Below are 15,666 nucleotides of genomic sequence, written 5' to 3'. Positions count from 1 at the left end.
CTGATGAAAACAACATTATCACAAACCTTGGCTGCCCTGGGATTGGCAGTCTTGATAGCGGCGAGTTCCTGCCAAAAAATGGATCGCCCGCCGATGAACATCATACCGGATGACACGGCCCGTATCAATGGCCCGCTGCAATTTTATGCGCCTTTCGAGGATTCGCCGGATGACAGCGCGCAATACCAAAAAGGATCGGCTACGGCTATCACTTTTGTGGACGGTGTCACGGGCAAGGCTTATAAAGGAGCGTCCAATGGTCAAATCCAATACCCATCGGCGGTAAGGATGGCTAATATGACGAGCTTCACCGTATCCTTCTGGATGAATACGGAGAAACATGATGGTGGTGCGCAAGCGATATTCATGCTGCCCAATACGGAGGATTTTTGGGGTAACTTGTTTGCAACGATTGAGGGCAACAACAATCCTGACGACAATTCAATGCTCCTTAAGTTCAACTTTGCGGGCAATTGGGTAGAATTCAACGGCAATAATGGCTTGGAGCGGCTGCCCGATATGTATGGCAGATGGCGGCACCTGGCATTTACATATGATGAAAGCACCTCGAAGTTTGCTGCTTACCTGGACGGCGAGCCGCTGGCTTTGCCTGCTGCGGTGACCGATCGGGTAAAAGACGGTGCGCCGCTTGGACCGTTGGCATTCAGCAATGTTTCGCGCTTTGTCATCGGAGGCTATCAGCAGCATATCGGCATCCGTACACCTGCAGACGCTTGGATGCTGCATTACACGGGTATGCTCGATCAATTCAGGGTGCATACGCGGGCGCTGAGCGCTACGGAAATTGCGGAACTATACACCACAAGGCAATAAAAAGCAGTAGCCGTGATGTTGAAAAGAGGTTGGTGGATAATCGGGATAATTAGCGTTGGAATTTGCTTCTCCTGCAAGAAAAATAACGAGCAGGAGGAGCAATTCCCTTTTCGCCTGGAAGGGGTATCTGTAAATGGTACTGCCGACGGCTTTGCTTATGCGGATGTAGGGCCGCTTCCGGTCATCCGGCTGAATTTCAGTACGGCGGTGGATCGGGCCAGCGTGAGCCAAGGCATCAGGCTTGTGCATGGCGAAGGGGCACAGGCGGCTATGGAGGTCGACTATGAAGATGGGGATAAAACGGTAAGCATCACTCCACAGGAACGGCTCTCGTCTTTCAGTCAATACGAGTTGCAACTCAGCCAGGCGCTTTCCGCTGCGGAGGGCGGAACCTTGCAAAATCCATTGGCGGTAAAATTGGCAACGGCTATTGATAGCGTTGACAAATTTGATCGCGTCAGCGATGAGGCGCTGCTGACGCTGGTGCAGCGGCAGACATTTGCGTATTTCTGGGATTTCGGCCACCCTGTGAGCGGCATGGCCCGGGAGCGCAATACATCCGGCGATGTGGTGACTACCGGTGGTACCGGATTCGGCGTCATGGCTGTGATAGTGGGTATCGAGCGGGGCTTCATTACACGGCAGGAGGGGTATGACCGTGTGCATAAAATCGTGGACTTCCTCCATACCGCTGATCAGTACCACGGCGCTTTTCCCCATTGGCTCGATGGCAATACCGGACGTACACAACCTTTCAGTGCTAAAGATGACGGCGCCGACCTGCTGGAAACTGCGTTATTGATGCAGGGACTCCTGACAGCGCGGGCGTATTTTGATGCCGCGGGCGAACAGGCCTTGCGTGAAGCCATCACAACCCTTTATGAAGCCGTGGATTGGGATTTTTTCCGGAATGGTGAACAGCGGCTTTATTGGCATTGGAGTCCCAATTTTGCGTGGGAGATGAACTTGCCCATCACCGGGTGGAATGAAGGACTCATCGCATACGTGCTGGCGGCTGCCTCGCCCACGTATTCCATCGCTAAAACGGTCTACGATGAGGGTTGGGCACGGCATGGAGCCATCCGTAATGGAAACAGCTACCAGGGAATACCGCTGCCGCTCGGGCCGGACGGAGGTGGGCCGCTTTTCTTTGCGCACTATTCGTTCCTTGGCATCAATCCGTTTGGTCTGACGGATGCCTATGCAAACTACGAAACCCAAATGAAAGCCCATACCGCAATAAATAGGGCGTATTGCATCGCCAATCCGGGTGGGTTTTATGGGTATAGCGAAGATTGCTGGGGATTGACCGCAAGCGATGACATCAACGGCTACATGGCACATTCGCCCACCAGCGACAATGGCGTGATTACGCCCACGGCAGCACTGGCATCCTTTCCCTACACACCGGAGGAATCCTTGAAAGCACTGCATTTCTTCTACTACAAATTGGGCGATAAGCTTTGGGGCGAATACGGCTTTAAGGATGCCTTTTCGCTTGAAGATGCTTGGTTTGCAGATTCCTACCTGGCCATCGATCAAGGGCCGATTATCGTCATGATTGAAAATTACCGCACGGGATTGCTTTGGGAACTGTTCATGAGTGTACCTGAAATTAAAACCGGTTTGAACAAACTGGATTTTAGCAGCCCGACATTATAAAATAAGATACGAGAACAATCGCATTATGAAGGTCATCACCCATATCATACTCATATTAGCCGTAACGTATTTGACCAGCTGCTCCGGGTCGTCTCAACGGCAGCATACTAATGGGAGTGGCGCGTCGCTGTCAGACGACTCTCTGCTCACCCTTGTACAGCGCCAGACCTTCCAATATTTCTGGGAGGGTGCCGAACCGGTATCAGGGCTAGCCCGCGAACGCATCCACATCGACGGCGAATACCCGCAAAACGACCGGGATGTCGTCACCATTGGGGGTAGCGGCTTTGGCCTGATGGCCTTATTGGTGGGCATCGAACGGCAGTTTATCACACGGCAGGAAGGTATCGAACGTTTTGAACGTGTCATGAGCTTCCTCGAGAAAGTCGACCGCTTCCACGGTGCTTGGCCGCACTGGCTTGACGGCCCCACGGGCAAGACAAAGCCATTCAGCAAAAACGATAACGGCGGAGATTTGGTAGAAACCGCTTTCATGGCGCAGGCACTGATCTGCGTAAGGGAATATTTCCAGCAGGGCGATGAATATGAAAAGCAATTGGCTGCACGCGCCGATGCCCTCTGGAAAACTATTGAATGGGATTGGTACCGCCAAGGCGGCCAAAACGTGCTTTACTGGCACTGGAGTCCCACGGCAGGCTGGGCGGCCAACCATCCCATAAGAGGCTATGATGAATGCCTCATTACGTATATATTGGCTGCTTCATCGCCTACCCATGGTGTGCCTGCCGAGGTATACCACGAGGGGTGGGCTCGTAGCGGTGCCATCAAGTCCGTTGCTGAGCGCTATGGACATCCCCTTATCCTCAAGTATAATGTGCCGGATAGCAATGGCGTGGGGCCGCTATTCTGGTCGCATTATTCCTACCTGGGGCTCAATCCGCAGGGCTTGAAAGACCAATATGCGGACTACTGGGCACTCAATAGCAACCAGGCGCTTATCCACCGCGCTTACGCCATCGAAAACCCAAAGGGCTTCAAAGGCTATGGCGCTCACGCCTGGGGACTCACGGCGAGCTATTCCGTAAAGGGGTACTCGGCGCATAACCCGGACAACGACCTGGGCGTCATCTCGCCCACGGCCGCATTGTCTTCCTTTCCTTATACGCCTGAGTACAGCATGGAGGTAATGCGCTACCTGTATGAACAACTGGGCGATAAGGTATGGGGCAAGTATGGGTTTTATGACGCCTACAGCGAAACGGAGGGCTGGTTCCCGCAGCGATACCTGGCTATCGACCAAGGGCCGATACCGGTGATGATTGAAAACCAGCGGAGTGGATTGCTCTGGAAATTGTTCATGGGTGCACCGGAAATCAAGGAAGGACTGAAAAAGTTGGGGTTTGAAAGCCCGAATATATAGTGTGAGGTGAGACATCGTTGGAAATACGTTTGGTTGGTCATTGCGGCATGGTGGTTATGCGGCGGGTACGGCCGTGCACAGGTGCCGCGTACGTACTGCAACCCCATCAACATCGATTACGGCTATACACCTATTCCCAACTTTTCGGAGTGGGGGCGGCATCGGGCCACGGCCGATCCGGTGATCGTCAACTACCAAGGCGACTACTACCTGTTTAGCACCAATCAGTGGGGCTATTGGTGGAGCAGCGATTTGTCGAAATGGAATTTTGTGGCCAAGAAATTCCTGCGTCCATGGAATGGCGATGTATACGACGAACTCTGTGCTCCGGCTGTGGGCATCGTGGGGGATACGATGCTGGTATTCGGCTCTACGTATACCGACAAGTTTACGCTGTGGATGAGCACCAATCCCAAGGCCAACGAATGGCAGCCGTTGGTGGATTCGTTTTCCATCGGCGGGTGGGATCCTGATTTTTTCACCGACGATGATGGACGCTTTTATATGTATAATGGCAGCAGCAATCGGTATCCGGTGTACGGTATTGAACTCAACCGCCAAACATTCGAGCCCATCGGCGCCCGCAAGGAACTCTACTTCCTGGAGGATTGGCGTTACGGCTGGCAGCGCTTCGGGGAGTACCAGGACAATACTTTTCTCGACCCGTTTATCGAAGGTGCGCATATGACCAAACATGGCGGGAAGTACTACCTGCAATATGCGGCGCCTGGTACCGAATTCAGTGGCTATGCCGATGGGGTGGCCGTGGGCGACAGTCCCCTGGGGCCATTCACGACGCAATCCGACCCCTTGAGCTACAAACCGGGTGGATTCGCACGGGGTGCGGGGCATGGGGCGACATTCCGGGACAATGGGGGCAATTACTGGCACGTGGCTACGGTGGTGTTGGGTGTGAAGAATAATTTCGAGCGGCGGCTGGGCATTTGGCCAGCGGGCTTTGACAATGATGGGGTAATGTATAGCAATACGGCGTTCGGCGACTACCCGCATTACCTGCCCGATGGGCCTGCCGACCATCTGGAAAGCCGCTTCACGGGTTGGATGCTGCTCAACTACAATAAGCCGGTACAGGTATCGTCTACCCTTGGCGCAGCCTATCCGGCAAACCATGCCGTGGACGAAAGCATGAAAACCTACTGGAGCGCCACTACAGGTGATAGCGGCGAATGGATACAGAGCGATTTGGGGGCCGTCAGTACGGTACACGCTGTCCAGATCAATTATGCCGACCAGGATGCGGACAGTGCTTTCCTCGGGAAGATGGAGGGTATCTACCACCGGTATATCCTGTCTTCCTCGGAAGACGGCAAGCGATGGAAGACGCTGGTAGACAAAAGCCAAAACAACACGGATATCCCGCATGAATACGCCGAACTGGACAAACCTGTACAGGCCCGCTACATCCGGCTGGAAAACGTACATATGCCCACGGGAAAATTTGCCATCAGCGGCCTCCGCGTATTCGGTAAGGGACGGGGCAGCAAGCCAGCGCCAGTGAAGGACTTCATCATCATGCGCACGGAAAAGGACAAACGCAGTGCGTGGATCAAGTGGAGTCCCGTGGATGATGCGTATGCATACAACATCTATACCGGGCTGGCACCGGACAAACTGTACAATTGCATCATGGTACATGGTACCAACGACTATTATTACAAGGCTATGGACAGCCAGAGACCCTATTATTTTGCCATCGAGGCGATTAATGAGAATGGGGTATCTGAGCGGAGTGAAGTGAAACGTATCGATTAATTATGAAAACACATACCCAACTGCTGATTTTTGCTTGCGTTACGGCCTTCTGTACGGGCATGACGCCTGTGTTCGCCCAACAAGGTAGTGGCGATATGGATAATTTTATTAAGGAATTGATGGGCAAGATGACGATCGACGAAAAGATCGGCCAGCTCAACTTGGTCACTGCTGGGGAGGCGGTAACGGGGTCTGTAGTCAGTACGGACGTTGAGGCCAAAATCAAGGAAGGAAAAATCGGCGGGATATTCAGCATGACTACCCCGCAGCGTGTCCGAGCTGCACAGGAATTGGCGGTGAACCACTCGCGGCTGAAAATTCCCATTATCTTCGGGATGGACGTCATCCATGGGTATAAAACCATTTTTCCCATCCCGCTGGGGCTGGCCGCTTCCTGGGACATGGGGCTTATCCAGGAAACGGCACGCATCGCCGCTGCGGAAGCGTCAGCGGACGGGCTGAACTGGACATTCTCGCCGATGGTGGACATCTCGCGCGATCCCCGTTGGGGCCGGATATCCGAAGGGAGCGGGGAAGATACGTATCTCGGCTCACGCATTGCCGAAGCGATGGTGCGCGGCTATCAAGGCGATGACCTCGCCGCAGCCCATACGCTGATGGCCTGCGTGAAACATTTTGCCCTGTATGGGGCTGCCGAAGCCGGACGCGACTATAACACCACCGACATGAGCCTGCACCGCATGTACAACGAGTACCTGCCTCCCTACAAAGCGGCGATTGATGCGGGGGCTGGAAGTGTGATGACGTCGTTCAACGACATCAATGGCGTGCCCGCTACGGCCAATAAATGGCTGATGACCGATGTGCTGCGGAAGCAATGGGGATTCGACGGCTTTGTGGTGACCGACTATACGGCTGTAAACGAACTCATCGACCACGGTTTGGGCGATTTGCAGGACGTATCGGCGCTGTCGCTCAAGGCGGGTGTGGAGATGGACATGGTGGGTGAAGGATTCCTCACCACCCTGAAAAAGTCATTGGAGGAAGGCAAGGTGAGTGAGGCGGATATCGACCGTGCTTGCCGCTTGGTATTGGAAGCGAAATATAAATTGGGCTTGTTTGAAGACCCGTTTCGCTATTGCGATGAGGAACGGGCCAAACAGGTCATCCTGAATCCTGCCCACCTGGCCAAAGCCCGGGAAGCGGCCGGCAAGTCGTTTGTATTGCTCAAGAACGATCAACAGCTATTGCCGTTGAAAAAACAGGGCACCGTGGCGCTGATTGGACCATTGGCCAATACGGGTACCAATATGCCCGGCACGTGGAGCGTAAGCGCCGATTTAGCCAACACACCCTCATTGCTGGAAGGTATGCAGGCGGTATTGGGCAACCAAGTAAAGATCATCCACCATTTGGGCTCCAACCTGTTGGATGATACGGCATACCAGGAGCGAGCCACGATGTTCGGGCGGACGATCCCCCGGGATGAGCGCCCTGAAGCGGATATCCTGGCGGAAGCCTTGGAAACTGCGAAGCAGGCCGATGTGATTGTCGCCACGTTGGGCGAAAGCTCCGAGATGAGCGGCGAAAGCTCCAGCCGTACCGATATCGGCATCCCCGCCGTACAACAACGGCTACTGGCTGCGCTGCTGAAAACCGGCAAGCCGGTCGTACTGGTACTGTTTGCCGGGCGGCCGCTCACGCTTACCTGGGAAAATGAACATGTACCGGCTATCCTCAACGTATGGTTCGGCGGTACGGAAACGGGCAAGGCCGTCGCCGATGTGCTCTTCGGGGATGTAAACCCTTCCGGGAAGCTACCAGCCACATTTCCACAGCATGTGGGGCAGGTGCCTTTGTATTATAGCCACAAAAATACCGGACGTCCACTGGCGGAGGGGCAGTGGTTTCAGAAATTCCGTTCCAACTACCTCGATGTGAGCAACGAGCCGCTGTACCCTTTCGGATACGGACTAAGCTATACGACTTTTACTTATGGCGAAGTAACGCTCAATGCGACGGAGCTGCAACGGGGCGGCAAGCTGCAAGTGAGCGTGGGAGTGACTAACACGGGCAATTATGCAGGCGAGGAAGTCGTGCAACTTTATATCCGGGATTTGGTGGGATCGGTGACGCGCCCCGTCAAAGAACTCAAGGGATTTCGGAAATTGCGGCTGGAGCCGGGGCAGTCACAGCAAATCGTCTTCGACTTGACGGAGGAAGACCTTAAATTCTATAATACCGAATTGGAGCATGTGGCCGAGCCGGGCGAGTTTGCCGTATTTGTGGGCACCAATTCCCGCGACGTGCAAGAAAAGCACTTCTCGCTGAGGTAGGGCGGAATGCCGAGGAGATCAGGTGCTTCCATTAGTTTTTGGTTTGTCCAATAAACGATTCCACTCCGGGTGGCGCTTTAAATAAGCTTGCACGTAAGGGCATAGCGGGATCAGTATTTCGCCATTTTGCTCCATGTGGGTAAGCACCTTGCCTACCAGTGCGGCGGCGACTCCCAGGCCTTCCAGGGCCGGGGGTACTTCCGTATGGATGAGGTATACCCGCTTGCCCCCTTGCTTATAGTCAATGAAGGCGACGTGGCCATCTACATCCAGTTGGTATTGGCGCTGGGCTTCATTTTTTAGAATAGGCAATTGCTGCAGTTCCATGGTTGTTAGTTCTCGTAACTAATTTAAAATAAATTCATTGGCCAGCAAAGTTTCATCTGCGCTGATGCTATGCGGCTTGTCGGGATAGATTTCCATTTTGATATTGGCCCCCAGTTCCCGGAGGACGACCACACTTTCGCCTATACGATACAGCGGTACATGCGGATCGTTATCTCCGGCTGTTATGAGGATGGGTGTGTTGGCAAAATTGCCTTGGTAATTGGCGTTGTCCAGTACTTCCCCGATGAGCCCGCCGGTAAACGCTATCACTCCGCCATATCGCTTGGCATGGCGTGCTACGTATTCAAGCATGAGACAAGCCCCTTGCGAAAACCCAACGAAATAGAGTTGGTCAGCAGTAAACCCCTGTTTAGCAGCCTCTGCGACCACGTCATCCAGCAACGCCAATGCTGAATCCAGCGCGGGCTGGTTGTTGGCTACCGGTGCCAGGAAACTGTAGGGATACCACGAGTTGTTGGTGGCTTGGGGTGCCAACAATAATGCGTCACTGATGTGCAGGTGGCGTTGGAGCGAAAGTATGCCTTGTGCGGTGCTGCCCCGTCCATGGAGCAGCACCACAGCTTTTTTGGCGTGTGCAGCCAATTTGCCCGTCTGTATAAGTTGCTTTTCGTGCGTGTACATGATCATTAGTCCAATCGAGGTAAGACATTTTCAATGCGCCTGCGGTACCCTTCGTATTGCGGGGGCAATTTCAGCCCACTGCCAAGTTCAGCTACGGTTTCGTCCGTGGCGAAGCCGGGGTTATCTGTGGCAATCTCAAACAATACACCTCCCGGTTCGCGGAAATAGAGCGAATAGAAATAGTTGCGATCGATCTTTTCCGTGATGTTAAGGCCTTGGGCGATTACTTTTTCCCTGAAATGCATCAACGAGGCTTCATCTTTCACGCGGAAGGCCACGTGGTGTACTGACCCGCCAGCCACTAGCCCTGCAGCCTCGCCAGGTACTTCTACAATATCCACTAAGGATGCGTGTGCTACTGTATCAATAATAAATCGATAACGATTTACTTCCTGTTCGAGGAGGCGATAGCCGAATACATCGGTAAGGATGCGTGCCGTAGCGTCCATTTTGCTGGTGGTGATGGTAATGTGATGGAAGCCACGGGTAGCGTGTTCGGCCTTTACCTCGTCGGTTTCCCAGGGTGTGCGTGTATCTGCTTTTTTCGGGACGGTAAGCTCCAGCTTCAGTCCGTCGGGATCAATGAATGAGAGATACTGCTCGCCAAATTTCTCAGCCACATTGTTATAGATGACGTTGTTGGCATCTAACCGTTGCCGCCAGAATTCAAGGCTGCCTTCGGGCACAGCATAACCAATTTCGGTGACCTGCTGGGTGCCGCGGCGGCCTTGGTGCACGCGGTTGCCCCAAGGGAAAAAAGTAAGGATAGTGCCCGGCGTGCCCACTTCATCTCCGAAGTAGAAGTGATAGGTCTCGGGGTCGTCGAAATTGACGGTTTTCTTGACCATCCGTAAACCCAATACGCGGGTATAAAAGTCGTAGTTGCGTTTGGCATCTCCGGCGATGGCGGTGATGTGGTGTATGCCCAAGATTTTGTAGTCCATGCTATTGTTCCTTTCTTTGTTGATGCAAAAGTAGGCAGGCCACATTCCATGCGCATTAATCTATGACAAGAAATTGCCTGATGAATTTAATACAAATAATGATTATGTTTGATTCAACAAACAATAAACTAAATGATGTTTGCCGTTATCAACGATTATGTAAACCGCTGCGGCAGCTTCACGCCGGAAGACATCGCTATTTTTAATAGCTTGCTAAAGCCAAAATCAGTCAAGCGAAAGCAATTGCTGCTGCGCCAGGGAGAGATCTGTGATTTTGAAGCTTACATCGTGAAAGGGTGTATCCGTAATTACTACATCGACGAAAGTGGCAGTGAAGTGATTTTACAATTTGCCGTGGAAGACTGGTGGGTAAGTGACATCGGAAGCTTTCACGAGCAGAAACCCAGCCAGTTGTATATCGAGGCAATGGAGGATAGTGAATTACTGACGCTCAATCCGGCACGAAAAGAAGAACTCTTGGCAAGGGTGCCGCAATTTGAACGGGTATTCCGGCTGATGGTACAACGCCACCTATCAGCTTTGGAACATCGCCTCATCCACACGATTGCCCAAACGGCTGAAGAACGATACCTGGAATTTATTCGGCAATATCCCAAAATTGCATTGCGCGTGCCACAGCATTATATCGCCTCCTACTTGGGCATGACGCCCGAATTTTTGAGTAAAGTAAGAAAGCGGTTGGCTACACGTAAAGATTAAAAGCGGCATAAAGTTTCCCATTCTTTACACCGCTTTTGTCAAATAAAAATAAACAAATAGGTTTATAATTGGTTAGTGAATTTTAGTTTCCAGTTTTAAGACCTGGAAGTCTATCATCAATTTATGTTTACAATATCGAGTAATTCAAGATTCACTTACTTTTCTTTAATCTTGTCAAAAAGCAACTGAACCAACACCATTTTCCCCTGTCATGGCTACAAACGTATGAATATAAATTATTACTACAAAGGATTTTTTTAAAAATAAGTGAGTAAACACTCACAAGATATTAGCTTTATCCTTTTAGCAGCAGAAATCAACAAAAAACGCGCAGGGATAAAAGCCTGCGGGTTAAAAAGCTCGTTCTTCCAAGTGTTTTTCCATATCAAGCAAATCGATTCCCCGCTCCCACCATTCGGGCGCGGATTTGCCTTTGAGGTAGTGGTCAAAAAATTCGAGCATGCGCACGGCATAATCCTTTTTATTGGGATCCTTTGCGATGCCATGGTTTTCGCCTTTGTACGTAATCATGACGACAGGTTTATTAAGCCTGCGCAGGCCGTTGTAATATTCGATTCCCTGGGTGTAGTCCACGGCGCCGTCCTTGTCATTGTGGAGCAATAGAAGCGGTGTCTGTACTTGTTTGATATGGAAGATGGGGGAATTACGGGTAAAAGCTTCCCAATTGTCCCAATATCCGGGTGTAAGCCTGCCCTGGCTGGCTTCGAATATGGGCTGGTTGGTGCTGCCGCTATTCCAGTAGATCAGGCTATACATACTGATCATATTGGTAAGCGGTGCTCCTGCCGCAGCGGCTTTGAAGATATTGGTCTGCGTGATGAGAAACGATGTCTGGTAACCACCCCATGAATGGCCGTGTATGGCCACATTGTCACCATCTACAATCCCTGTAGCAATGGCCGCCTTGACGGCAGGAACCACGCAAGCCACCGCGGACATGCCCGGATCATTGAGTTTGTATTTGATATCGGGCATTAACACCGCGTAGCCATTACTGGTATATACCGCTCTGTTGAAGCCACCACTCGGATAGGCGGGCATGGCGTAGCCATTGAGGCCTTGGGTAAGCCGCTCATAGATGTAAGTAATGGTGGGATAACTTTTCCCTTCCTCGTATCCAGCGGGCAGGTACAAAGCGGCTTGGAGTGTATCGCCATGATCACTCACGTAGTCAATAAGCCTAACGCCCGGTGACCAGGCGTAATTGTCTTGATCGGGGGTGTTGTCCGTCAACTGCCTGGCGTTGACGAGGTCAGCAGCGGTGCTCACCAACACCTCTTGCGATTTGATGCTGCTTTCTTTCGTAAAGGCAAATACAGGCTTGTCTTCCGCTTTCTGTAAACCTCCGTATCCTTGATCATCCATAAACAATATCCGCAAGCCCGTCTTGCCCGCTTCCAGGAGCGCGATGCCCGTTTGTTTCGTAGCGTCATTGAAAACGGAGAAATATTGTGGTTTTTTCAGATCCAGTGCCTTATCATCCGGATAGATGCGGTAAGCGCCTGCGACTTGCACCTTGGTTTGCTTCCAGTTGTCGGACAGCGATATGGCTTGTTTACCATCGGCCGTTATACGCCAAAGGTCGAAATTGTCGCGGATGAGTACATATTTCGAATCCTCAGACCATCCAAAATGGGGTGTAGCAGGCTTGGTGACGTTGTGATCATCCAATTCGTTTACAAACGAAGCGTCGATTTGCGTGGTCAACGGATAAGTCTGCTGGGTGGTAAGATCAAGTGCATAATAGGCCCCGTCTTGGTAGTAACTCAGCAGCTTGCCATTTGGTGCGAAGGGGATTCCCCGTGCAGCAGACTGGTAGTATTTTTCCAGCAACAGTTTTTTTGTGCCGCTTTTGAGGTCTATCAGGTAAAGATCTACGTAGCTCTGCCCATCCAAGCTGTTGTTCCATTCGTAGGGTGAATAATCGTATCCTATGGCATGCAATTGCTTAGGGCCTACGACCACATTGCGCATGTTGCTGTCAGCCAATTGGACGAAACGTTTTTCGGCTACCTGGTATGCGGCGGCGAAACTGAAATTCTTGTCGCGCTGCTGCTGTACCTGCTGAGCTGATTGCAGGCGTTTGTCTTGCCAGTTCCAGATGATCATGTCCGGTTTTTCAATATCCGCTTTGGCTTTTGGTTTGGCAGCTATCGCTTTTTTGCCGTCTTTACCACCCGTTGTGTCTGCTTTGGCTATTGCCGTTGTGTCCGTCTTTACGCTGTCCTTTTTGTCATCTTTCTTTTCCAGCTTGGCGATGCCAAAGAAAAGGGTGTTCAGATCGTCAGACCAAAAAGTAGCACCATGCTCGCTGATGCCCTGACCCTTTGGAAAGTGCTCATCATCGATGCCGGAGTAAATTACCTTTGCCGTGTTGTCGCCATTTATGTGGCTGATACCGATGACACTATATACGGGTGTTTTATAGGTCTCCTCTTTTTTTGCTTTGAGCAGTGCAAAGGCTGTGCCCTCCTCATTCCACTGGATTCCACTGTAGGACGCCTTGTCGTTGTCGAGGGCTGTGGTAATGCCGGTAGCCATATCGCGCAGGAAAATGCCATTGCCATTCTTTCCATTGGCATCCACTGTATAGGCCAGGTAGCTACCTGTTTTGTTGAAAGCATAAGCGGCCACATTGCCGGTATTAAAGCTTTTTTTGGTTGGCAAATGGTAAAGTAGCAAATCCGTCCCTTTGGGTGCATCATCACCCTTCGGAGCTCCCTCCGGCGCTGCAAAGCTAATGGCTATCCAATCGGGTTGCTCGCCGGAAAAGCTAAAATCCTTGACCTTTTCAAAGGCCACTTTTTGGGTATCCGGAAGCGAGACGACATGTAGCTTATTATATAGCGGTTTCCTTGATTTTTCCGCAGCCTTGGCTTCGGCGTATTTAGGCGACTCGCGGAATGCAACATAGTTCCCATTGTGGCTGAAGACGGCTGTGGTGGTGGCACCGCCTATGGTAAAATCGTATTTTAGCGTATCGGTGGTATGCCGCAACGTGAGTTTTAAATCTCCTTCTGTAGGGCCCACTGTCCATGATAGCCACTGTCCATCCGGGGAAAGCGCCGTATTGTAAGGACGTATAGATTGCCACGAGGCGATATCTTGCCACGCCAGTGGTGGTTTTTCTTGGGCCCGTATTCCGGTGAACGAAGCGGTGCCTATCAAGAGAAAAAGAGAAAGCAGTGTTTTGTTCATTGTGCTATGCTAATTTGGTTGTCTGTAATGTGTTGGCTAAAATATCGCTTTTTGTTAGTTATTTTTCAAGAAAAGCAATTATTCGGCATAGTTTATTTGTGCCTGCTTATTGAATGCCGAGCATTTTATATAAGTTTGCCCTTGAAATGAAGATTTGGCAGAAAAATACGGACGTGGATCGTTTCGTGGAGGCATTCACGGTAGGCAATGATCGTGAGCTCGATTTGCAATTAGCAACCGCCGACGTCTTGGGGTCATTGGCACATACCCGCATGTTGCACAGTATTGGATTATTGGATAGCCGAGATCTGACATCGGTGCAGGAGGGGCTGAAGCAACTGTATAGGGAAGTCATGGCCGGGGAGTTTACCATTGATGAACATGTGGAAGATGTGCATTCGCAGGTAGAACTGTTGCTCACCCAACGCATCGGCGAGGCTGGCAAAAAGATCCATAGCGGCCGTTCGCGGAATGATCAAGTATTGGTCGATCTGAAGCTGTTCTTCCGTACGGAAATAGCACATCTGGTCAAAAACACCGAAGTATTGTTTGACCGGCTCATTACGTTGAGTGACACCTATCGGTCTGTGTTGCTGCCGGGTTATACACACCTGCAGATTGCCATGCCTTCGTCATTCGGTTTGTGGTTTGGTGCTTATGCAGAGAGCTTGGTAGACGATATGGAAGTGATGCTGGCCGCTTGGAAAGTGTGCAATAAAAATCCCTTGGGATCGGCCGCTGGCTATGGATCGTCGTTTCCGCTGAACCGGCGGATGACCACGGAGCTGCTGGGATTCGAAGACCTCAACTATAACGTCGTATATGCGCAGATGGGCCGGGGTAAAACCGAACGCATACTGGCGCAGGCAATGAGCGCCGTAGCGGCTACCTTGGCTAAGTTGGCGATGGATATCTGCTTATATATCAACCAGAATTTCGGGTTTATAGCCTTCCCCGATCAGCTGACCACGGGATCCAGCATCATGCCCCATAAGAAAAATCCCGATGTGTTTGAGTTGGTAAGGGGCCGATGTAATAAGATACAAGCATTACCCAACGAAATTGCCTTGATGACAACGAACCTGCCGTCCGGCTATCACCGTGATCTGCAATTGCTCAAAGAAAATCTTTTTCCCGCTTTCAAATCGCTGAATGAATGCTTGGAGATTACCGCATTTATGCTGGATCATATCCAAATCAAAGAAAATATACTGGCCGATCCCAAGTATGATTACCTATTCAGTGTGGAGGTGGTAAACAACGAGGTGCTCAATGGTGTTCCTTTTCGCGAAGCTTACCGCCATGTTGGCTTGGCCATCGAAGCTGGTACATTCAAGCCCCAGAAAATGGTAAACCACACGCACGAAGGCAGTATCGGCAATCTTTGCAATGCCGAAATCCGACAGGCCTTTGATGCCGTGATTGCTACGTTCGGGTTTGGCCGGGTAGAGGAAGCCCTGCGCAAATTGGTGGAGTGATCATATCCGGCGTTGCGGGTTCAATCCATACTTTTCAAGTACCTGCAATAACTTGTCTACATCGATTGGCTTTGCGATGTAGTCATCGGCTCCTGCTTCCAAGCATTTTTCCCTATCGCCGCGCATTGCCTGTGCGGTGACGGCTATCACGGGCAAATGCGCATATTGGCGATCGCCTTTAATGGCGCTCAGCGTTTGGTACCCGTCCATATCGGGCATCATCATATCCAACAGTACGATACCTATTTGCGGATGGTGTTTTAGTACGGCTAATCCTTCTATTGCGCTGGTGGCCGATAAGCAAGGATAACCTTTCGTTTTCAATGTGAGTGCCAACGCAAAGATGTTCCGGGTGTCGTCATCAATGATGAGGATCTTCTTTTCCATGT

At 51.3% G+C, this 15,666-nt stretch carries 12 protein-coding genes; 7 read left to right on the top strand and 5 right to left on the bottom strand.

What is annotated here, in order from left to right; genetic code table 11:
- Window positions 1-3 precede the first annotated feature (3 nt).
- From BMW65_RS03880 to bglX, 5 genes are read left to right on the top strand one after another with little or no spacing between them, the layout of a single operon-like run.
- Entirely contained in the window at window positions 4-834 is an 831-nt protein-coding gene (locus tag BMW65_RS03880) for a LamG domain-containing protein (protein ID WP_090602871.1), read from the top strand.
- A gap of 15 nt (window positions 835-849) precedes the next feature.
- Window positions 850-2,496, top strand: coding sequence for a glucoamylase family protein (locus BMW65_RS03875; RefSeq protein ID WP_090602869.1), 1,647 nt, complete (start codon window positions 850-852; stop codon window positions 2,494-2,496).
- Between the two features lie 25 nt (window positions 2,497-2,521).
- Window positions 2,522-3,877 carry a glucoamylase family protein gene (locus BMW65_RS03870; RefSeq protein ID WP_090602867.1) on the top strand — a complete coding sequence of 452 codons (1,356 nt, stop codon included), beginning with the start codon at window positions 2,522-2,524 and terminating at the stop codon, window positions 3,875-3,877.
- Window positions 3,878-3,883: 6 nt separating this feature from the next.
- Window positions 3,884-5,650 (top strand): family 43 glycosylhydrolase, encoded by a 1,767-nt coding sequence (locus tag BMW65_RS03865; protein ID WP_245747486.1) that lies wholly within the window; start codon window positions 3,884-3,886, stop codon window positions 5,648-5,650.
- A 59-nt stretch (window positions 5,651-5,709) separates the two neighbouring features.
- Window positions 5,710-7,947: a beta-glucosidase BglX gene (gene bglX, locus BMW65_RS03860; protein WP_090603014.1), complete on the top strand. Its 2,238-nt coding sequence runs from the start codon at window positions 5,710-5,712 to the stop codon at window positions 7,945-7,947.
- An 18-nt stretch (window positions 7,948-7,965) separates the two neighbouring features.
- Here bglX and BMW65_RS03855 read toward each other — a convergent pair whose 3' ends face one another.
- From BMW65_RS03855 to BMW65_RS03845, 3 genes are read right to left on the bottom strand one after another with little or no spacing between them, the layout of a single operon-like run.
- Window positions 7,966-8,274: a GNAT family N-acetyltransferase gene (locus tag BMW65_RS03855; RefSeq protein WP_090602864.1), complete on the bottom strand. Its 309-nt coding sequence runs from the start codon at window positions 8,272-8,274 to the stop codon at window positions 7,966-7,968.
- Between the two features lie 18 nt (window positions 8,275-8,292).
- Window positions 8,293-8,916 carry an alpha/beta hydrolase gene (locus BMW65_RS03850; protein ID WP_090603012.1) on the bottom strand — a complete coding sequence of 208 codons (624 nt, stop codon included), beginning with the start codon at window positions 8,914-8,916 and terminating at the stop codon, window positions 8,293-8,295.
- Window positions 8,917-8,921: 5 nt separating this feature from the next.
- A complete protein-coding gene (locus tag BMW65_RS03845; RefSeq protein WP_090603010.1) occupies window positions 8,922-9,860 on the bottom strand; it encodes a ring-cleaving dioxygenase in 939 nt (312 codons plus the stop codon).
- 132 nt (window positions 9,861-9,992) lie between these two features.
- Between BMW65_RS03845 and BMW65_RS03840 the strand changes: the two genes are divergently transcribed.
- Window positions 9,993-10,580, top strand: coding sequence for a Crp/Fnr family transcriptional regulator (locus tag BMW65_RS03840; RefSeq protein WP_245747485.1), 588 nt, complete (start codon window positions 9,993-9,995; stop codon window positions 10,578-10,580).
- Window positions 10,581-10,931: 351 nt separating this feature from the next.
- Here BMW65_RS03840 and BMW65_RS03835 read toward each other — a convergent pair whose 3' ends face one another.
- Window positions 10,932-13,799, bottom strand: coding sequence for a S9 family peptidase (locus BMW65_RS03835; protein WP_090602860.1), 2,868 nt, complete (start codon window positions 13,797-13,799; stop codon window positions 10,932-10,934).
- Between the two features lie 146 nt (window positions 13,800-13,945).
- On the opposite strand from BMW65_RS03835, the gene argH reads away from it, so the two are divergent.
- On the top strand, window positions 13,946-15,277 hold the full coding sequence (gene argH, locus BMW65_RS03830; RefSeq protein WP_090603009.1) for an argininosuccinate lyase: 1,332 nt from the start codon (window positions 13,946-13,948) through the stop codon (window positions 15,275-15,277).
- Here the strand turns inward: argH and BMW65_RS03825 are convergent, their stop codons facing one another.
- Window positions 15,278-15,664 (bottom strand): response regulator, encoded by a 387-nt coding sequence (locus BMW65_RS03825; RefSeq protein ID WP_090602859.1) that lies wholly within the window; start codon window positions 15,662-15,664, stop codon window positions 15,278-15,280. It lies immediately after the preceding gene.
- Window positions 15,665-15,666: the final 2 nt, after the last annotated feature.

Origin of the sequence: Parapedobacter koreensis (assembly GCF_900109365.1) — a bacterium.
In the GTDB taxonomy this organism is placed as follows: domain Bacteria; phylum Bacteroidota; class Bacteroidia; order Sphingobacteriales; family Sphingobacteriaceae; genus Parapedobacter; species Parapedobacter koreensis.
The sequence above is the reverse complement of the archived record's forward strand: the minus strand, read 5'-3'. Positions and strand labels throughout refer to the sequence as shown.